The following is an 18,240-nucleotide window of genomic DNA, read 5'->3' as shown; positions in this document are numbered from 1 at the left end:
CGAGGGCTCGCGGTCACGCCTTCGGACGCGTGGTCAGGTTTCCGGATGCCTGGTCGGGCTTCCAGCCGTGCCCTGTCCCCCATGACCACCACCGGGTGCCGGTCGGGATCCAGCGTGCGCAGCAGATGCTCCATCGCCGGCCCGGGCAGGCCGGCGTCCGCTGCCGTGGTCCGTATGCGGCCAGATCCCACCCCTGGACACGCCCTCCGGGCAGGCCGGGTCGTTCGGTGAAGTGCCCTTGGCCCGGCTCCAGTCGATGGCGGTGACGTGGTCGAAGTCGTGGCGGGCAGCACTGAGCGCAGGGATCCGAGGGCCGCCGTCGCGACCGCCGTACGCCGTCACGACGGCTCCGCATCGGTCCGGGGTCGCACGCGCGCCGCACCGGCGCGGAAGGTGGGTGGCGGATGCAGCCTGATTCGTACCCCACCGCGGAAAACCGCTTGATTTTGGGCATGCCGCGACGCGAACCTTTCACAGTTTGCAGCCTGATGCCGTCGTGAACGGCACCCCCTGACACGAGCCACTGGGATGCCATGCAGATCCGAGACCTTCCGTTTCCCGACCCGGGCGTGCCGGACGCGCGTTCGGGCCCCCGATTCCTGTGGTGGCTGTTCCGGAACCAGCTGGGCGGACAACTCAAGTCACTGGCCTGGGGCCTGCTGCACTTCGCCTCCGTCTCCGCCCTGCCGTTCTGCGTCGGTCTCGCCATCCAGGCCGTGGTCGACCGCTCCGGCACCCGGCTCGCCCTCGCCGGCGGGGTCATGGTGCTGTGCTGCCTCGGCAACGCGATCGGCGACACCTTCCTGCACCGCACCGCCATCACCAACTGGATCACCGCCGCGGCCCGCGTCCAGCAACTGCTGGCCCGCAAGACCGCGCTGCTGGGCTCGGCACTGACCCGTCGCGTCGCGGCCGGCGAGGTCGTGGCCGTATCCACCGGCGACGTCGAGAAGATCGGCTGGTTCGTCGAGGCCGTCTCACGCTTCACCGCGGCCGCGCTCACCATCGTGCTGGTCTGCGTGGCCCTGGTCGTCTACGAGCCGGCGCTCGGTGTCGTCGTGATCCTGGGCCTGCCGGTGCTGGCCCTCGCGGTACTGCCCCTCCTCCCCCGGGCCACCCGGCGGGCCGACGTGCAGCGCGAGAAGGCCGGCCGCGCCACCGAACTCGCCTCGGACACCGTCGCGGGGCTGCGCGTGCTCCGCGGCATCGGCGGCGAGGAGCTCTTCCTCGACCGCTACCGCAGCGCCTCCCAGGACGTGCGCCACGCGGCCGTGCGCAGCGCCCGGATGTGGTCGCTGATCTCCGGGATCCAGGTGCTGCTGCCGGGACTGCTGCTGGTCGCGGTGGTCTGGCACGGCGTCCACCTGGCGCGCGAGGGCAGCATCGGCGTCGGCGAACTGGTCACCGTCTACAGCTCCGTCATGATCCTCACCTATCCGCTGCGGCACTTCGAGGAGATCGCCATGGCGTACTCCTTCTCCCGGCCCTCGGCAAAACGGGCCGCACGGGTGCTGGCGCTGGAGCGGGCCACCGACACCGCGGGGTCGCGTGCCGCCGAGGTCCCGGCCGGGGACCTGTACGACCCGACCACCGGTCTCCTCGCGCCGAAGGGCCGGTTCACCGCCGTGGTGTGCGGCGACCCCGACGCGGCCGGGCGCCTGGCCGAACGGCTCGGCGGACACCCCTCCGAGGAGGGCACGTCGGCCCTGCTGGGCGGAGTGCCGCTGGACGAGCTGCCCCTGAAGTCCGCGCGCACCGCCGTGCTGGTGCAGGACAAGGACCCGGTGCTGCTCTCCGGCACGCTGCGGGAACTGCTCGACGTACCCGCGTCCGGCACCGTCGGCGCCGAGGACGCGCTGGCCGCCGCCCAGTGCGGGGACGTACTGGCGGCACTCGCGCAGGGATCACTCGGCGCCGACGATCCGATGGACGCCCGCATCACCGAGCGGGGCCGCTCGCTGTCGGGCGGCCAGCGCCAGCGGCTCGCGCTGGCCCGGTCCCTGATCACGGACCCGGAGGCGCTCGTCCTGGACGAACCGACCTCCGCCGTGGACTCGCACACCGAGGCACGGATCGCGGAGGGCGTGCGGACACTGCGGGCGGGACGCACCACGGTGGTGTTCACCTCGTCGCCGCTGCTGCTGGACCGCGCGGACCGGATCGTGTTCCTGCACGACGACGAGGTCGCGGCGGTCGGCACCCACCGGGACCTGCTGCGGACCGAGCCCCGGTACCGGGCGGTGGTGACCCGCGAGACAGACGAGGAGACCGCGGCGCACCCCGACGGGACAGCCGGGGCAACGCCCGGGGACGAGCCGGCGAAGGCCCTGGACGGCGACGTCCTCGGCGACGACGTACTGCACCGACTGGAAGAGATCGAGGAGACGGCATGATCGGCGTCGCGCCACCGTCGTACGACCCGGCGGCCCCGACCACGGCGAGCACCTTGCCCGTCGGCGCGCCCGCGACCGTACGCGCGTACGCGGGAGAACTGCTGCGCCGGCACCGCCGCGCGTTCCTCCTCCTCGTCACCGTCAACACCGTCGCCGTCATCGCCTCGATGGCGGGGCCCTATCTGCTGGGCGGGCTCGTGGAAGGGGTGTCGGACGACGCCCGGGAACCGAACCTCGGTCTCACGGTCACGTTCTTCGTAGTGGCGCTCGCCGTGCAGGCCGTGTTCGTACGGGAGGTGCGGCTGCGCGGGGCCATGCTCGGCGAGCGGATGCTGGCCGATCTGCGCGAGGACTTCCTCGTGCGGTCGGTCGGACTGCCGCCGGGAGTGCTGGAGCGGGCCGGCACGGGTGATCTGCTCTCCCGGATCACCACGGACATCGACCGGCTCGCCAACGCCATGCGCGAGGCCGTGCCCCAGCTGGCGATCGGCGTCGTGTGGGTGGTGCTGCTGCTGGGCGGGCTGGTGGTCACTGCGCCTGCGCTGGCACCGGCGGTGCTCATCGCGGTGCCGCTGCTCGTCGTCGGCTGCCGCTGGTACTTCCGGCGGGCGCCCTCCGCGTACCGTTCGGAGGCCGCCGGGTACGCCGCCGTGGCGGCCGCGCTCGCCGAGACCGTGGACGCCGGACGCACCGTCGAGTCCCACCGTCTGGACGCCCGCCGCATCGAGCTGTCGGAGCGCCGGATCAAGGAGTGGACGGCCTGGGAGCGCTACACGCTGTGGCTGCGCTCGGTGCTCTTCCCGGTCATCAACGTCACTCATGTGACGGTGCTCGCCTCCGTCCTGCTGATCGGTGGTGTCTTCGTCCTGCAGGGCTGGATCGGGGTCGGCCAGCTGACCACGGCGGCCCTGATCGCGCAGATGCTCGTCGACCCGGTGGGCATCATCCTGCGCTGGTACGACGAGCTCCAGGTGGCCCAGGTGTCCCTGGCCCGGCTGGTGGGCGTGCGGGACATCGAGCCCGACGCGGGTGACCCCTCCCTGACCCCCGACGGACGGCACGTGCACGCCGACCGTGTGCATTTCGGCTACGTCGAGGGCGTGGACGTCCTACGCAAGGTGTCCCTGGAGGTCGCCCCCGGCACGAGGCTGGCCCTGGTGGGGCCCTCGGGTGCCGGCAAGTCCACCCTCGGCCGGCTGCTGGCCGGCATCTACGGTCCCCGTGACGGCCGGATCACCCTGGGCGGCGCGGAACTGTCCCGGATGTCCGCCGAAGGGGTCCGCTCGCACGTCGCCCTCGTCAACCAGGAGCACCACGTCTTCGTGGGCTCCCTGCGCGACAACCTGCGCCTCGCGCGGACCGGCGCCACCGACGCCGAGCTGTGGGCGGCACTGGGCGCGGTCGACGCGGACGACTGGTCCCGCGCCCTCGACGAAGGACTCGACACCGAGGTCGGCTCGGGCGGTGTCGCGCTCACTCCGGCGCAGGCCCAGCAGATCGCGCTGGCCCGCCTGGTACTGGCCGACCCGCACACCCTGGTACTGGACGAGGCGACGTCCCTGCTCGACCCCCGGGCCGCTCGCCACCTCGAACGGTCCCTGGCCCGGGTCCTGGACGGCCGAACGGTCGTCGCGATCGCCCACCGCCTGCACACCGCCCACGACGCGGACGTCATCGCCGTCGTCGAGAACGGCCGGATCAGCGAACTCGGCAGCCACGACGAGCTGGTCGCGGCGGACGGCGCGTATGCGGCCCTGTGGCGGTCTTGGCACGGGTAGCAGGACCCTCCCGGGCGGGGGGATACGCCCCGCCCGGGCAGCTGGGACACGCCCCACCCGGGCGGTTGCCGGCATCGGCCGGCTGCGGCCGCGGTGCCCGTTCGGACGTGCCGGCGGCGGTTGGGCGCGGTGAGGGCAGGGAGGCGGTTGGTGCCCAATGGGGCCCCGGCGGTGTTCGGCCGGACTCCGTCGACGCTCGGCAGGCTCCGGGCCCTGGCCGGCCGGAGCGGGCCGCCGGCCGGCCCGGTGGGCCGGGTCGTCGGTGGCCCGGTCGGCGGCCGTGCCGTTGCGGGGTCCCGAACGGGAGTGGAAGGCTGGAAGGAGGCACCGGCTCGGGGCAGGCCCTGGGACCATGCGGTTCCGCGACGGGCGACGCCTGTGCCCCCGTGCAGCGGCGGCCCGCCGCGGTCCGCGGACAGAAGGGGCCCGTCCAACCCCCTGGAGGTACCCGTGAACAGCGCCGACGGATGGGGAGATGACGTCTACCAGCCCGACGGTTCCGAGCAGAGGGAGGACACCGGGCTGCTCGACGGCGAGGACACCCTCGAGTACGACGGTGTCGACGATCCCCTCGACCGGGGCTGGTCCCCGCCCGAGCGCCCCTGGGCGGTGGAGCACACCGGTGTGACGGCCGCCGAACGCCACCAGGGCGAGACGCTGGAGCAGCGGCTCGCCGAGGAGCGGCCTGACGTGCTCGCGCCCGACGGCGACGGCCTGGGCGACTTGGACGGTACCGACGGGGAACTGCTGGACAACGAGGTCGGCGCGGACCGTTCCGGCCGGCTCGTGGCACCCGACGAGGGCGCGCACGAGGACGAGGAGCCGGCGCTGGTCGCCGTGGACGTGGGCATCGACGGCGCGGCTGCCTCCGCCGAGGAGGCCGCGATGCACGTCGTCGACGAGGACTCCCTGCCCGGCTGACACCACCCGCGGCGGTCCCGCGCCGTCGCCCCGATGATCCCCGCCGCACGAGGAGCAGCCATGCAGCAGGACAAGCACCCCGAGTACCGGCCCGTCGTCTTCCGGGACCGCAGCGCCGGGTACGCCTTCCTCACCCGGTCCACCGCGACCAGCGATCAGACCATCGCGTGGGACGACGGCGAGACCTACCCGGTGGTGGATGTGGAGATCTCCTCCGAGAGCCACCCCTTCTACACGGGCAAGGCACGGACAGTGGACTCGGAGGGACGTGTCGCCCGGTTCGAACGGCGCTACGGCACGGGCGAGGGGCAGAGCGCCGACGGGAGCGGCTGACCGGCCGGGACCCCTCGCGTCCCTCAGATGAAGTTGAGGGCGGCCGCGCCGCCCACTCCCCCGAGCAGCATGAACGCCGGCATCAGCACCTTCAGCTCCACCCAGCTGCCCGCCCGGAACCGCATGGCCTTCGGCGGGCCGATGGGGTACCAGCGCTTGCGGCCGATCGGTATCGGCCAGAGCACGGGGCAGCCGGAGACGGTCAGCGCGTCCCCGATGTCGTGCACCAGCGCGCCGAGCACGATCGGCAGCCCCAACCACAGGTACTCCTGGCCCGGTGTGGTGAACAGCCAGTCCGCGCCGCCGTCCGGTTTGTCCAGTATCCCGGCGAGAATCCATGCGCTGGCCGCGGCCAGCAGCCAGACCAGCACGTCGCTGCTGGAGCCGCGGGTCGCCCGCCAGAGCAGGCCCTCGATGGCCAGCACCATGTGCACGAAGAGAATCGCCAGGACCGCCCAGCGGCCGCCCGTGATGGCCAGAACCGATGTGCCCCCACCGATGAGGACCGCCCACAGCCAGGTGTGCGTCAGCGTGCGGTGCCCGCCGGAGCGGCGCGGGTCGCCCTGCTTCTTCGTGGCCTTGTAGACGGCGTACGACAGCTTGTCGACGATCTCGCACAATCCCCGTGAGACGGGCCCGAAGGCCCGGGAGATGGTGGCCGCCTTGTGGTCGAGATCCGGGGCGAGCGCCGCTCCGGCGCATATCAGGGCCCCGGCGAGCAGCACGGGCCAGGGCATCGGATGCCCCGCGGCGGTGGTCGCCGCCCCGACGCCGAGCCACGCCGCGGCGCCCGAGAGTGAGTGCGCTGGTCCCATCATCGCCGTTGCCCGCCCCATTCCTCGTGTACCGCTGTGCAGTTGTCCGGGTCCGCTGATGCCTCGTCGGCGACCCAGCGTAGCGTTCGTGATCTTCACACGGACAGCCGATTCCCCCATCACGACTCGGGGCAGGCAAGATGGGGGCGTGACCCTCATCGACCAGCTGCCGCGGACCGCCGACCCCGATGCCCTGTACGAAGCCTTCGAGGCGTGGGCCCAGGAGCGCGGTCTCACGCTCTACCCCCACCAGGAGGAGGCGCTGATCGAGGCGGTCTCCGGCGCGAACGTGATCGTGTCGACGCCCACCGGCTCCGGCAAGAGCATGATCGCGGCAGGCGCCCACTTCGCCGCCCTGGCCCGGGACGAGGTCACCTTCTACACGGCGCCGATCAAGGCGCTGGTGTCGGAGAAGTTCTTCGAGCTGTGCAAGATCTTCGGCACCGAGAACGTCGGCATGCTCACCGGCGACGCCTCCGTGAACGCCGACGCCCCCGTCATCTGCTGCACCGCCGAGGTCCTGGCGTCCATCGCGCTGCGTGACGGCAAGCACGCGGACATCGGTCAGGTCGTCATGGACGAGTTCCATTTCTACGCGGAACCGGACCGCGGCTGGGCCTGGCAGATTCCCCTGCTGGAACTGCCGCAGGCCCAGTTCGTCCTGATGTCGGCGACGCTCGGTGACGTCTCCTTCTTCGAGAAGGATCTCGCGCGCCGCACCGGTCGTCCCACCGCGGTGGTCCGCTCGGCCACCCGGCCGGTGCCGCTCTCCTACGAGTACCGCTACACGCCGCTCACCGAGACGCTCACCGACCTGCTGGCCGCCCGGCAGGCTCCCGTCTACATCGTGCACTTCACGCAGGCGCAGGCCGTGGAGAGGGCGCAGGCCCTGATGAGCATCAACATGTGCACGCGTGAGGAGAAGGAGCGGATCGCCGAGCTGATCGGCAACTTCCGCTTCACCACGAAGTTCGGCCGCAACCTTTCTCGTTACGTCCGGCACGGCATCGGTGTCCACCACGCCGGCATGCTGCCCAAGTACCGGCGGCTGGTGGAGAAGCTCGCGCAGGCCGGCCTGCTGAAGGTGATCTGCGGAACGGACACGCTCGGCGTGGGCGTCAACGTCCCCATTCGGACCGTGCTGTTCACGGCGCTGACCAAATACGACGGCACCCGGGTGCGCACCCTGCGGGCCCGGGAGTTCCACCAGATCGCCGGCCGGGCCGGGCGCGCCGGGTTCGACACGGAGGGCTTCGTCGTCGCCCAGGCGCCCGAGCACGTCGTCGAGAACGAGAAGGCGCTCGCCAAGGCCGGTGACGACCCGAAGAAGCGGCGCAAGGTCGTCCGCAAGAAGGCCCCCGAGGGCTTCGTGGCCTGGTCGGAGACCACGTTCGACAAGCTCATCACCTCCGATCCGGAGCCGCTGACGTCCCGCTTCCGGGTCACGCACACCATGCTGCTGTCGGTGATCGCCCGGCCCGGCGACGCCTTCGCGGCGATGCGGCACCTGTTGGAGGACAACCACGAGCCGCGCAAGCAGCAGCTCAGGCACATCCGTCGGGCGATCGCCATCTACCGCTCGCTGCTGGACGGCGGCATCGTCGAGAAGCTCGACCGGCCGGACGCCGAGGGACGCATCGTCCGTCTCACGGTGGACCTGCAACACGACTTCGCGCTGAACCAGCCGCTCTCCACGTTCGCCCTGGCCGCCTTCGAGCTGCTGGACCCGGAGTCGCCGTCGTACGCGCTGGACATGGTGTCCGTCGTCGAGTCCACTCTGGACGACCCGCGGCAGATCCTCGCCGCCCAGCAGAACAAGGCGCGCGGTGAGGCCGTGGCCGCGATGAAGGCGGACGGTGTCGAGTACGAGGAGCGCATGGAGCGTCTCCAGGACGTCACGTACCCGAAGCCGCTGGAGGAGCTGCTCTTCCACGCCTACGACACCTACCGCAGGAGCCACCCCTGGGTCGGTGACCACCCGCTGTCGCCGAAGTCCGTCATCCGGGACATGTACGAGCGGGCGCTGACCTTCACGGAGCTGGTCTCCCACTACGAACTGGCCCGCACCGAGGGCATCGTGCTGCGCTACCTGGCGAGCGCCTACAAGGCCCTCGACCACACGGTGCCGGACGATCTGAAGTCCGACGACCTGCAGGACCTGATCGAGTGGCTCGGCGAGATGGTGCGCCAGGTCGACTCCAGCCTGCTGGACGAGTGGGAGCAGCTCGCCAACCCGGAGGAGATGACCGCCGAGGAGGCGCAGGAGAAGGCCGACCAGGTGCGGCCGGTCACCGCCAACGCGCGCGCCTTCCGTGTCCTCGTCCGTAACGCCATGTTCCGCCGTGTCGAGCTCGCGGCCCTCGACCAGGTCGAGGTGCTGGGCGAGATGGACTCCGACGCCGGCTGGGACGCCGACGCGTGGGGCGAGGCCATGGACAAGTACTGGGACGAGTACGACGACCTCGGCACCGGTCCCGACGCCCGCGGCCCCAAGCTGCTGGTCATCGAGGAGGAGCCGCAGAACGGCCTGTGGCGTGTGCGGCAGATCTTCGACGACCCGAACGACGACCACGACTGGGGCATCAGCGCGGAGGTCGACCTCACGGCCTCCGACGCGGAGGGCCGGGCGGTCGTCCGCATCACCGATGTCGGCCAGCTGTGAGCACAGGAGAATCCCACCGATGACGAACCCGGCCGAAAGCCTCGTCGCCCTGCTCGACCTGGAGCAGATCGAGGTCAACATCTTCCGTGGCCGCAGCCCCGAGGAGTCGCTGCAGCGGGTCTTCGGAGGCCAGGTGGCCGGCCAGGCGCTCGTCGCCGCGGGCCGCACCACGGAGGGGGACCGCCCGGTGCACTCGTTGCACGCGTACTTCCTGCGCCCGGGACGCCCTGGCGTGCCGATCGTGTACCAGGTGGAACGGGTACGAGACGGGCGGTCGTTCACGACCCGCCGGGTCACCGCGGTGCAGCAGGGCCGCACGATCTTCAATCTCACCGCCTCCTTTCACAAGCCTGAGCAGGGGAGTTTCGAGCACCAGCTGCCGCCGGCCCGCAAGGTGCCGGATCCCGAGTCCCTGCCGACGGTCGCCGACGAGGTGCGGCAGCATCTGGGGGCGCTGCCGGAGCAGTTCGAGCGGATGGCCCGCCGTCAGCCCTTCGACATCCGCTATGTCGACCGGTTGCGCTGGAACGCCGAGGACGTCCAGGGCGCCGAACCCCGCAGCGCGGTGTGGATGCGCGCGGTCGGGCCGCTCGGCGACGACCCGCTCGTGCACACCTGCGCCCTGACCTACGCCAGCGACATGACCCTCCTGGACGCCGTGCGCATCCCGGTGGAACCTTTGTGGGGGCCGCGGGGCTTCGACATGGCGTCGTTGGACCATGCCATGTGGTTCCACCGGCCGTTCCGCGCGGACGAGTGGTTCCTGTACGACCAGGAGTCGCCGATCGCGACCGGCGGGCGGGGCCTGGCCCGCGGGCGGATCTATGACACGGAGGGGCGCATGCTGGTGTCCGTCGTCCAGGAAGGGCTGTTCCGGGCCCTGTAGGTCAGGCGTCTTGGCGCCACAGCCGGCCGAACAGGCCGCGGAACCGTCCGGTCTGCTCCGCCTCGTGCCCCCTGCGTTCCCGTTCGGGCGGGAGCGGCGGCACCTGGCGCTGGGCGGGGCGTGGCGCCGGACGCTGCCGGCGAGCGGCTTCCACCGCGCCCGCCAGGTCCGTGCGGAGCCAGTCGATCTCGTCCGGGTCGGCCGCCGTCGTGATCTCCTCCACGAGCTGCGCGGCGGGCGAGCCGGGCGAGCCGTGGGCCGGCGACACCGGACGGAACCGGTTCAGGTGGGAACGCTCGTAGGGGTCCTTGACGACCTCCGAGACCTCGACCGGGTCGAGCAGCGACGCCACGGCCGCGGCCCGGGCCCACGGGTCGTCGGCCTGGCGGAGCAGGAATCCCAGGTGCCGGCCCCGCCAGTTACGGGGACGCAGGTCGAGGCCTTCGGTCAACTGGTCCCGCAGTCCTTCGGGCGTTCGGCCCCGCAGCAGTGCGGCATTCCTCTCGTCGGCCGCGAACTGCCGGAGGTCGTCGGCCAGGTAGAGCCAGACGACGGCGCGGTAGCGGTTGACGTAGAAGGCCACGGGCACCAGTAGCCCCAGCCGCGCGAGGCGGGTGAAGCGGGCCCTGGTCACGTCCATGAGGGCCGCCCCCTCGGTGGTCCCGACGGCTCGGACGCTGTCCCTCAGCGCCTCGGCCTGGCCCTCCCTCGCTCGGAGCCGCTCGATCTCGTCGCGGTCGACGCGCCGGCCGCCTCCTCCTCCCTCGTCGGGCACGGTGCGGATGCGGCCGAGACGTACGGCGAGGTCGAAGTCACGGCGCTTGAGACCGAGTTCTCGCGCCGCGCGGCTCGGGGCGAGCGAGTTGTCGCGGGTGGTGCCGCGTTTCGTGGTGACCGGCTCGGTGGTGGCCGTGATCTCGTGCGTGGCGGTGTTGCCGGACATGCTCGTCTCCCCCGTGGAGTGTGCGGCCGACGCCGTCCGCGCCCGCCTGACACAAAAACCGTAGCTGCTGTCGCGACATCCATGGCCGGCCTGTGGACAACTCTGCGGCCGACCCCATCGGTCCATTGAATGCCCAGGTCACAGCTCCGTGGGTGCTATTCGTCCCGGCTGTCGCGCATCGACGTCGAGGTGCTCACCGACGCGGTTCACGAGCAGCGTCATCTCGTAGGCGATCTGCCCGATGTCGGTCTCCGCGCCGCTGAGCACGCACAGGCAGCTGCCCGAGCCGGCCGCGGTGACGAACAGCACCGCGTCGTCGAACTCGACCATCGTCTGCCGTACCTGCCCCGCGCCGAAGTGGCGGCCCGAGCCCTTGGCCAGGCTGTGCAGGCCGGACGAGACGGCGGCGAGGTGCTCGGCGTCCTCGCGTCGCAGGCCCGTACTGGCTCCGGTGACCAGCCCGTCGTTGGACAGGACCAACGCGTGCCGGACGTGTTCGACGCGCTCGGTCAGGTCGTCCAGCAGCCAGCCGAGTCCCTGATTCTGCACCATGATCCGATCTCCCCGTGTCGTCCCCATGTGCATGGTCGCCCTCCTGTTCGGAGGATCTGCCCGCAAGCCTTCACCACGCCCGTGCTGCGGGCAAGGAGGATGGGGGCATGGCACACAAGATGACCGATGAGGAATGGCGGGCGTTCGTCTCGGACGGCACCCGTACCGCGAAGCTCTCGACCGTGCGGGCGGACGGCAGCCCGCACGTGGCGCCGATCTGGTTCCTGCTGGACGGGGACGACGTGGTGTTCAACACCGGCAAGGACACCGTGAAGGGACGCAATCTGGTCCGTGACGGCCGGGTCGCCCTGTGCGTGGACGACGACCGGCCGCCGTTCGACTTCGTCGTGCTGCAGGGACGCGCCCGGATCTCGGAGGACCTCGACGAACTCCGTCACTGGGCCGCCCGCCTCGGGGCCCGGTACATGGGCGAGGAACGCGCCGAGGAGTTCGGGGCCCGCAACGGCGTCCCGGGCGAGCTCCTCGTCCGCGTCACCGTGGAAAAGGTCCTGGCCCAGGCGGCTGTGGCGGACTGAGGCCGGCCGGGCCCCGGGGAGGCCGGTGTGGTCAGCGCACGGAGTCGAGCAGCCGGGCGGTGTGCATCCGCCCGGCGTACTCGACGAGCCGGATCAGCACCTCCTTCCCCGATGCGCGGTCCCGGGCGTCGCACAGCACCACCGGGGTTCCCGGGTCGAGGTCGAGGGCGCGCAGGACGTCCTGGGCGTCGTAGCGGCGCGCCCCCGTGAAGCAGTTGACGGCCACCACGAACGGAATGCGGCGGTGCTCGAAGTAGTCCACCGCCGGGAAGCAGTCCGACAGACGCCGGGTGTCCGCGAGGACGACGGCGCCGAGTGCTCCCTGTGCGAGTTCGTCCCAGAGGAACCAGAAGCGGTCCTGGCCCGGTGTGCCGAAGAGGTACAGGGAGAGGCCGGACCGGATGGTGATGCGCCCGAAGTCCATGGTGACGGTCGTGGTGACCTTCCGGTCGATGCCGTCGGTGTCGTCCACCAGCCGTCCGGCTTCACTGAGCAGTTCCTCCGTGCGCAGCGGCCTGATCTCGCTGACCGCGCCCACCAGGGTGGTCTTGCCCACGCCGAATCCTCCGGCGACCAGGATCTTCAACGCCAGCGCGGTCGTGTCGCCGTCCGTGGCGTCGGAGTGCTCGGAGCCCATCGATCACTTCTCCCGGTCCGGACGGTCGTGAACGTATGTGCCGGTCATGGTCTTTCGGTCTCCTCCACAGTGCGCGCAGTCCGTCGATCACTTCGCGCAGAATGCGTTCGTCGGGCACGCGCAGAATGCGTTCGTCGGGCAACTGCGCGGGCGGGACGGGGCGGCTGACGGTCACGGAGCCGAGCTCCACCAGGTCACCGAGGAGCACCCTGACGACGCCCACGGGCAGATCAGCGTCCGCGGCGAGTTCGGCGACCGACTGGGGCTCCGTGCGGCACAAGGCGATCAGGGTCCGGTGTTCGGGCCCGAGCACGGGCGTCGTCGACGCCCGGTGCGTCAGGGACGCGCGTGAGCGGCGGGTCCGGTGCCTCGCCCGTGGGTGCCACCGGCTCCTCCTCGGCCGCCGGTGGTCCCGCGTGCGCGCGACGGCCGCGCACGGGTGGCTGGGGCGGCGCCTCGGCGCCGGTCGCGCGTGTCGTACGGGGTGTGGGCATGGCCTCCTCGCTCGGGACGGGGTCGGGCGTTGTGTCCGGGCCGGTGGCGCCCCGGGGCCGCCGCTACCGGGCGGTGCTGTCGACGGGGTGCCGGGCCGAGGCGGACGCCGCGTGCTCCCCCGCGGTCGGCGACAGCGCGACGAAGGCGGAGGTCAGGAAGAGGTAGGACCCGAGGCCGACGGCGAGGGGGAAGATGAACTGCATCGCCGTGGCCCCGGGCAGTGATTCCCCGGAGGGCGTGACCCGCACGGTCACCGCGGACATGCCCGTGTGGTGCATGCTGCTCACCGCCGCGCCCATGATCAGCGAGGCGAGGGCGACCGCGAGCGGTGCCTTGGTGTTGAGCGCTGCCCACAGGGCCGCCGTGGCCGTGGCGACGGCGATGAGGACGGGGAGTGCGACGCGCGTCGGGTCGTAGCTCACGTCGCCGTGCAGGCGCACGGCCGCCATGCCGAGGTAGTGCATGCTCGCGACGCCGAGCCCCGTGGTGAGTCCGCCGAGCAGGAGTGCCCGCCCGCGGTCGCGTCCGTAGCCGACCGAGAAGACACCGGCGCAGACGACGAGCACGGCGACGAGCAGGCTCGTGAGGGTGAGCGGCACGTCGTAGCGGATGTCGGTGCCGCTGACCCGGAAGCCGAGCATGGCGACGAAGTGCATCGTCCAGATGCCCGTCCCGATGGCCGAGGCCGCGGTGAGGAGCCAGTTGCGGCGCGCACGCCCGGTGGTGGCGAGGGCGGGCACGGTGCATCGCAGTCCGAGGGCCGCGCCGGTACAGGCCATCGCGTACGACAGCACGGGGGTCAGCCAGCCCAGGGCGGCGTGGTCCAGGTGTCCCATGACCCCGGGACGCTAGTCCCGGCGAGGGCGCACAGTGGGGGCACCTTTCGAAAGTTGTTGCTGTCTGACGCAGGAAGACGCTGGAACGATCGCGTCACGCTCGAACATGTGCACTGCGGCAGCTTCTGTGCCATTGGGGGATCATGCGGTGATGAGCAACGACCACACGCACGTCCAGGAGTTCTTCGGCGCCCGTGCCGCCGACTGGGACAGCCGGTTCCCCGACGACGGACCCGCCTATGCGGCCGCGGTCGCCGAGCTGGGCCTGCGCCAGGGGGCCCACGTGCTCGACGCGGGCTGCGGCACCGGACGCGCCCTGCCCCCTTTGCGTGCGGCCGTGGGGCCGTCGGGCCTCGTCGTCGGGGCTGATCTGACACCTGCCATGCTCCAGGCCGCCGCACGGGCCGGGAGGGACCGTGACGGACAGCTGCTGCTGACCGACGTCGCGGCGCTGCCGCTGCGGTCGCGGTCGCTCGACGCCGTGTTCGCGGCGGGCCTCGTCGCACATCTGCCCGACCCCGCCCGGGCTCTGCGGGAGTTGGCGCGCGTCGTACGTCCCGGCGGTGTGCTGGCGCTGTTCCACCCGATCGGAAGGGCGGCGCTCGCGGCGCGGCAGGGACGGCGGATCGCCCCGGACGATCTGCGTGCCGAGCCCAGCCTCCGGTCGATGCTGGCCGGTTCGGGGTGGCGCATGACGTCGTACGTCGACGAGGACGTCCGCTTCCTGGCCCTGGCCGTGCGCGAGGGCTTGACCGCCTGAGCGGGAAGGGCCGGTCAGCTCCGTCCCGCGACGGCCGCCGCGAACGCGTCGGGACGGTCGAACATGACGTTGTGCCCGGCCCCCGGCACGGTCACCACACGCACGCCCGCGGCCTCCAGTCCCTCCCGGCCCTCCAGTTCACCGCTGAGCTCGCCCTGCAGGTACACACGGTCGACCGGAAGCCCTTCGAGGAGCGTGCGCATCACAGGTTCCGTTCCCCGGCGGAGTCCGACGGCGGAGCGGTGCAGGGCGCGTGGGTCGGCCAGTCGCATCGTCGCCGCCCACACGGGGCCGACGCTCTCCAGCACGCGCGCGTGGCCGTGGTCGACGAAATCGTCCTCCTTGTAGGAGGCGATGCGGCTGCTGCCCGCGGTCGGCGGCGGGGAGGCGTCGAGGTTGGCCTCGGGGAGGACCAGGCGGGAGACCAGCTCGGGCCTCCGGTGGGCGAGGACCACGGCGACGGCGCCGCCCATGCTGTGCGCGATCAGTTCGGCGCCGGCCAGACCCGCCGCGTCCAGCACGGCGGCCAGCGCGTCGGCGTGGTCGTCGAGGGTGTAACCGAAGTGCCCGGGCCGGTCGCTGACACCGTGTCCGGGCAGATCGACGAAGAGACTGCGCCGGCCCGCGAGTTCCGGACGTGCCGCGATGTGGGCGTGGTACACGGACGAGACCGATCCGAGTCCGTGCACGTACACCCGCGCGGGTTCCGCCCCCGGTGTCTCCGTCCAGCGGATGCGGCTTCCCTCGCCGTCGAACCCGGGTGCTCGCCTTCCTCCGGCACCTGGACGACGCCGCCGCACAGACCGCCGTACTACGCCGTCGGCTGGCCTTCCTGGAAGAGCCCGTGAGCTTCTTCTACGACGGTGACCGGCCGCTGCGCGCCGAGGAGGTGGACGACCCGTTCCGGCGTGGCGTGCTGACCGTCGCGCGAGCCACCTCCCGGGCCGAGCTCAGCTGGCTGCGCGAGACGATCGGTTCACTCGGCGGCTGACGTGCCGAGGTGGCGGACCGGACAGCCCCGTACGCCAGGGGCCGGGTGGGTGCCCAGCTCCGCCAGCCGGTAGCCGTTCGGGTATCCCTTGATCTCCCAGTTCTGCCGGGCGTGGTGCGGGGCACGCCTCGGCGGCATCAGACGGACCGCACGGCCGCGCAGCCGCACGGCGCGGCGCACGAACGCGCGGGTGGCGGGACTCGGCGGGGTGTACCGGAAGGCCCGCAGGAGCGGCTCGTCGAGCAGGGCGAGGGTCCCGGTCCGCAGGAGCGGGGCGAGGGGACTCGGGTACCAGGAGGCCATGAGGTCGAGAGTGGCGTCGGAGACCCGGCGACCACCTTCGTCCCAGGCGAAGTGGGCCTCCTCGTAGGCGTCGAGGCAGGCTTCGAACTCCTCGTAGGAACCGGGGATCTCCTTGATGCCCATGTACTGCCCCAGCGTGCGGTAGTGGACGGCGGAGGCGATGGTCTCGTGGCGCGACATCCTGCGCCATCCGTAGGCGTCGATCCAGCGTCTGGGTGTCACGACGAACGTGCACAGGACATACCGCATGTCGTCGTTGGTGATGTCGTAGCTGCGGTGCATCCGGTTGATCCGCCGGATGGCCGTGCGGCCCTGCTCGCTGCCGAAACCGTGCTCGACCACGGCGTCGAGCAGCAGCGCCGTGTCGTCGTACCGCTTCTGCGCCCGGCCCGTGAACTCCGCCGTCTCGGCCAGCAGCCGGCCGATGCTGGGAACGGCGTAGGTGCGGTAGAGCGCCAGCTCGAGGGCACGGGTGAAGTCCCAGGGGAACTCGTAGGCCGAAGCGAGGCGGTAGATCTCCGAAGCGTCCTCGTACGGGTCCATCCGCCGGATCTGTGCCAGCCGTTCGTAACGCTTCACCGTGGCTGCCCCCTTCTGCCGTCGAAGCTTCAACTCTACGTTGAGCAACGAGGGATGTACGTCCGGCCATGGCTATCGGCAGGGAGGGGTGGTCCGCTTGTTCGACCGGATCCGCGAGGCATGGGACAGATCTCGCGCCGCTCGGCGCGCAGAGGGCGAAACGGGAGGGGAGCAGCGCTCGCACAACCTGTTCGAGGCCGCGGCCGCGTACGTCTCGGCGTGTGCCGACGACGACCAGGAGCGAATGGACGAGGCGGCGGGCTGGGTGTCGCCGGAGGCCCTGTCGTTCGGCGTGAACGAACTGGCGTGCCGGGCGGTGATCGCGCTCGCGCGGGAGCGCGACGAGCCGCCGCGGAGCGTGGCCCGCGAGCTTCTGGGACTGCCCACGGCCTGACCCGCCGGTCAGGCTCACGTGGTCGTTTCGCCCCCGTCCACCCGGAAAAGCCGCAGCTGGGGTGCGTCTGGGAGTCGTGACAACGGCTTCCCGGTCGCACTAGGGTGCGCGCCATTGGACGAACCGATGGGGAGGCTGGGATGGCCGGGACGGACGAGGACGCCGTCGCCGCCGCGGACGACGCGCTCTATGTGCTCACGGCGGCGCTGCTGACACCGGCGCAGTTCCCGAGTGTGCTCGGCGACGACTACCCGGAGGCGTGCGCGGCGATCGGTCTCCCACCGCTGGCCGACGGCTACGGCATGGTGCTCGGTCAGGACGGTGGCGGCGCCCGGTGGACCGTCGTCATCGACGACGTCTCGCTGGTCGCCGTCGCCGTGGCGTCCTGGGACTGCGGAATGGAGCACGACCTGTCGCCGGACGAGCGTACGGTCGTCGCCGCGCTGCCCGGTTGGCCCCTCGCGGTCGCCGTGGCGGCCCCCGGCCTGCCCGCGCCGCACGATCCCGGCCCCGAGTCGACCGACCAGCCCGCGCTGTCGCCGCCGGACACCAGTGTCTGGGGGTCGGCGCAGCGGCGCCTGGGGGCCGACGAGATCGCCCTGCGGTGGGCGCAGTGGCGGGAGCAGGTCGACGACGCTGACTTCTCGGCGGCGCGCGGCGGCGCCGGTGCGGCGGACGGCGCGCCGGGGGACGCCTCAGACAACGCCGCGGAGGGGGACGCGGGGACCGGCGATGGGGCGGAGAGCAACACCACGGACGAGGCCGGCACGACCGACAAGGTCAGCGCTACTGACAAGGCCAGTGCTACCGACAAGGCCGGCGCTACGGACCAGGCCGACGCCACGGACCAGGCCGGTGCCCGCCCGCCCGGGCACCGCGGTGTCCGGCGGGTGCTCGCGGAGGCCCGCGCCTACGTCGACACGCCCCCGCCGCTCGGCCGGGTCCGGTCGTCCTTCGCGCCGGGTGACGCGCGGACACTGCGTGCCGACGGCCCCGGCTGGTCGCTCGTCGCCAGAACCGACGACATCGCCTTCATCCTCCTCGACGAGGAACCCGGTGAGGTCCTGCCGGTGGGCCGGGGACCGTCGCTGCCCGGACTCCTGAAGGCCCTCGACAAGATGGCCGTACGGCCGAGCTGAGCCGGGGCGCCCAAGCCCGCCGACTCCGGCGTGTACCCGCGCGTGGTCGACACTGCGGGCGAGGCGCACCACTACCGCACGGTCCGGGGCGGCACGCACGTCGACGGTCCAGGCACCACGTGGCCCGGGCAGCCGCGGCCGACCCTCTCCCACCCCCGGCCGGCTTTCGAGGCGCCGACCGCGCGGGCGGAGCGGGGGCACCGCGCCACCCGCGGAACGCACGGCCGACGGGACCACGGACGGTGACGCGGTCCCTTCGCCGCCCTTGCCGACACGGCCTCAACGCG

The 18,240-nt window shown here is 72.0% G+C and carries 17 protein-coding genes and 3 pseudogenes; 11 read left to right on the top strand and 9 right to left on the bottom strand.

Annotated features, from left to right (window positions below; translation table 11 throughout):
- Positions 1-56: 56 nt before the first annotated feature.
- Positions 57-282: pseudogene (locus tag ACH4F2_RS10950) on the bottom strand (hypothetical protein); the annotation flags it as partial.
- A 251-nt stretch (positions 283-533) separates the two neighbouring features.
- On the opposite strand from ACH4F2_RS10950, the gene ACH4F2_RS10945 reads away from it, so the two are divergent.
- The 4 genes from ACH4F2_RS10945 (at position 534) to ACH4F2_RS10930 (ending at position 5,425) form a co-directional block, all read left to right on the top strand.
- The gene (locus tag ACH4F2_RS10945) at positions 534-2,393 is read left to right on the top strand and encodes an ABC transporter ATP-binding protein (protein WP_398132386.1); all 1,860 of its coding nucleotides are present in this window, start codon (positions 534-536) and stop codon (positions 2,391-2,393) included.
- Positions 2,390-4,171, top strand: coding sequence for an ABC transporter ATP-binding protein (locus ACH4F2_RS10940; RefSeq protein WP_398132385.1), 1,782 nt, complete (start codon positions 2,390-2,392; stop codon positions 4,169-4,171). Before ACH4F2_RS10945 ends, ACH4F2_RS10940 begins: the two co-directional genes overlap by 4 nt.
- 450 nt (positions 4,172-4,621) lie before the next feature.
- Positions 4,622-5,092, top strand: a complete 471-nt coding sequence (locus ACH4F2_RS10935) for a DUF5709 domain-containing protein (RefSeq protein WP_398132384.1) — start codon at positions 4,622-4,624, stop codon at positions 5,090-5,092.
- A gap of 60 nt (positions 5,093-5,152) precedes the next feature.
- On the top strand, positions 5,153-5,425 hold the full coding sequence (locus ACH4F2_RS10930; RefSeq protein ID WP_398132383.1) for a type B 50S ribosomal protein L31: 273 nt from the start codon (positions 5,153-5,155) through the stop codon (positions 5,423-5,425).
- Between the two features lie 23 nt (positions 5,426-5,448).
- On the opposite strand, the gene ACH4F2_RS10925 is transcribed toward ACH4F2_RS10930, so the two are convergent.
- Positions 5,449-6,243: a metal-dependent hydrolase gene (locus ACH4F2_RS10925; protein WP_398132382.1), complete on the bottom strand. Its 795-nt coding sequence runs from the start codon at positions 6,241-6,243 to the stop codon at positions 5,449-5,451.
- Positions 6,244-6,388: 145 nt separating this feature from the next.
- On the opposite strand from ACH4F2_RS10925, the gene ACH4F2_RS10920 reads away from it, so the two are divergent.
- Both ACH4F2_RS10920 and ACH4F2_RS10915 read left to right on the top strand, forming a co-directional pair.
- Positions 6,389-8,902 carry a DEAD/DEAH box helicase gene (locus ACH4F2_RS10920; RefSeq protein ID WP_398132381.1) on the top strand — a complete coding sequence of 838 codons (2,514 nt, stop codon included), beginning with the start codon at positions 6,389-6,391 and terminating at the stop codon, positions 8,900-8,902.
- Positions 8,903-8,921: 19 nt separating this feature from the next.
- Positions 8,922-9,788: an acyl-CoA thioesterase gene (locus tag ACH4F2_RS10915; protein ID WP_398132380.1), complete on the top strand. Its 867-nt coding sequence runs from the start codon at positions 8,922-8,924 to the stop codon at positions 9,786-9,788.
- A gap of 1 nt (position 9,789) precedes the next feature.
- Here ACH4F2_RS10915 and ACH4F2_RS10910 read toward each other — a convergent pair whose 3' ends face one another.
- Positions 9,790-10,731, bottom strand: coding sequence for a DUF6397 family protein (locus ACH4F2_RS10910; protein WP_398132379.1), 942 nt, complete (start codon positions 10,729-10,731; stop codon positions 9,790-9,792).
- 138 nt (positions 10,732-10,869) lie between these two features.
- Positions 10,870-11,283: a roadblock/LC7 domain-containing protein gene (locus ACH4F2_RS10905; RefSeq protein WP_398132378.1), complete on the bottom strand. Its 414-nt coding sequence runs from the start codon at positions 11,281-11,283 to the stop codon at positions 10,870-10,872.
- Between the two features lie 107 nt (positions 11,284-11,390).
- Between ACH4F2_RS10905 and ACH4F2_RS10900 the strand changes: the two genes are divergently transcribed.
- A complete protein-coding gene (locus ACH4F2_RS10900) occupies positions 11,391-11,819 on the top strand; it encodes a PPOX class F420-dependent oxidoreductase (protein ID WP_398132377.1) in 429 nt (142 codons plus the stop codon).
- Positions 11,820-11,850: 31 nt separating this feature from the next.
- Here the strand turns inward: ACH4F2_RS10900 and ACH4F2_RS10895 are convergent, their stop codons facing one another.
- The 3 genes and pseudogenes from ACH4F2_RS10895 to ACH4F2_RS10885 form a co-directional block, all read right to left on the bottom strand.
- Positions 11,851-12,456 carry a GTP-binding protein gene (locus tag ACH4F2_RS10895; RefSeq protein ID WP_398132376.1) on the bottom strand — a complete coding sequence of 202 codons (606 nt, stop codon included), beginning with the start codon at positions 12,454-12,456 and terminating at the stop codon, positions 11,851-11,853.
- Positions 12,457-12,523: 67 nt separating this feature from the next.
- Positions 12,524-12,950, bottom strand: a pseudogene (locus tag ACH4F2_RS10890) (DUF742 domain-containing protein); the annotation flags it as partial.
- Between the two features lie 63 nt (positions 12,951-13,013).
- Positions 13,014-13,787: an MHYT domain-containing protein gene (locus tag ACH4F2_RS10885; RefSeq protein ID WP_398132375.1), complete on the bottom strand. Its 774-nt coding sequence runs from the start codon at positions 13,785-13,787 to the stop codon at positions 13,014-13,016.
- Between the two features lie 151 nt (positions 13,788-13,938).
- Here ACH4F2_RS10885 and ACH4F2_RS10880 point away from each other — a divergent pair, with 151 nt between their 5' ends.
- Positions 13,939-14,547: a class I SAM-dependent methyltransferase gene (locus tag ACH4F2_RS10880; protein WP_398132374.1), complete on the top strand. Its 609-nt coding sequence runs from the start codon at positions 13,939-13,941 to the stop codon at positions 14,545-14,547.
- A 14-nt stretch (positions 14,548-14,561) separates the two neighbouring features.
- Here ACH4F2_RS10880 and ACH4F2_RS10875 read toward each other — a convergent pair whose 3' ends face one another.
- Positions 14,562-15,347: an alpha/beta fold hydrolase gene (locus ACH4F2_RS10875; RefSeq protein WP_398132373.1), complete on the bottom strand. Its 786-nt coding sequence runs from the start codon at positions 15,345-15,347 to the stop codon at positions 14,562-14,564.
- Here ACH4F2_RS10875 and ACH4F2_RS10870 point away from each other — a divergent pair.
- Positions 15,308-15,538 (top strand): annotated as a pseudogene (locus ACH4F2_RS10870) (PadR family transcriptional regulator); the annotation flags it as partial. The gene ACH4F2_RS10875 and the pseudogene ACH4F2_RS10870 overlap by 40 nt on opposite strands.
- On the opposite strand, the gene ACH4F2_RS10865 reads toward ACH4F2_RS10870, so the two are convergent.
- Positions 15,524-16,420: an oxygenase MpaB family protein gene (locus tag ACH4F2_RS10865; RefSeq protein WP_398132372.1), complete on the bottom strand. Its 897-nt coding sequence runs from the start codon at positions 16,418-16,420 to the stop codon at positions 15,524-15,526. The pseudogene ACH4F2_RS10870 and the gene ACH4F2_RS10865 sit on opposite strands and share 15 nt — an antisense overlap.
- A 97-nt stretch (positions 16,421-16,517) precedes the next feature.
- Between ACH4F2_RS10865 and ACH4F2_RS10860 the strand changes: the two genes are divergently transcribed.
- Complete coding sequence (locus ACH4F2_RS10860; protein WP_398132371.1) at positions 16,518-16,814, top strand: hypothetical protein; 297 nt, start codon at positions 16,518-16,520, stop codon at positions 16,812-16,814.
- Between the two features lie 140 nt (positions 16,815-16,954).
- On the top strand, positions 16,955-17,953 hold the full coding sequence (locus tag ACH4F2_RS10855; RefSeq protein WP_398132370.1) for a hypothetical protein: 999 nt from the start codon (positions 16,955-16,957) through the stop codon (positions 17,951-17,953).
- Positions 17,954-18,240 lie beyond the last annotated feature (287 nt).

It is taken from the genome of Streptomyces sp. NPDC017890 (assembly GCF_044328675.1).
GTDB lineage: Bacteria > Actinomycetota > Actinomycetes > Streptomycetales > Streptomycetaceae > Streptomyces.
The sequence above is the reverse complement of the archived record's forward strand: the minus strand, read 5'-3'. Positions and strand labels throughout refer to the sequence as shown.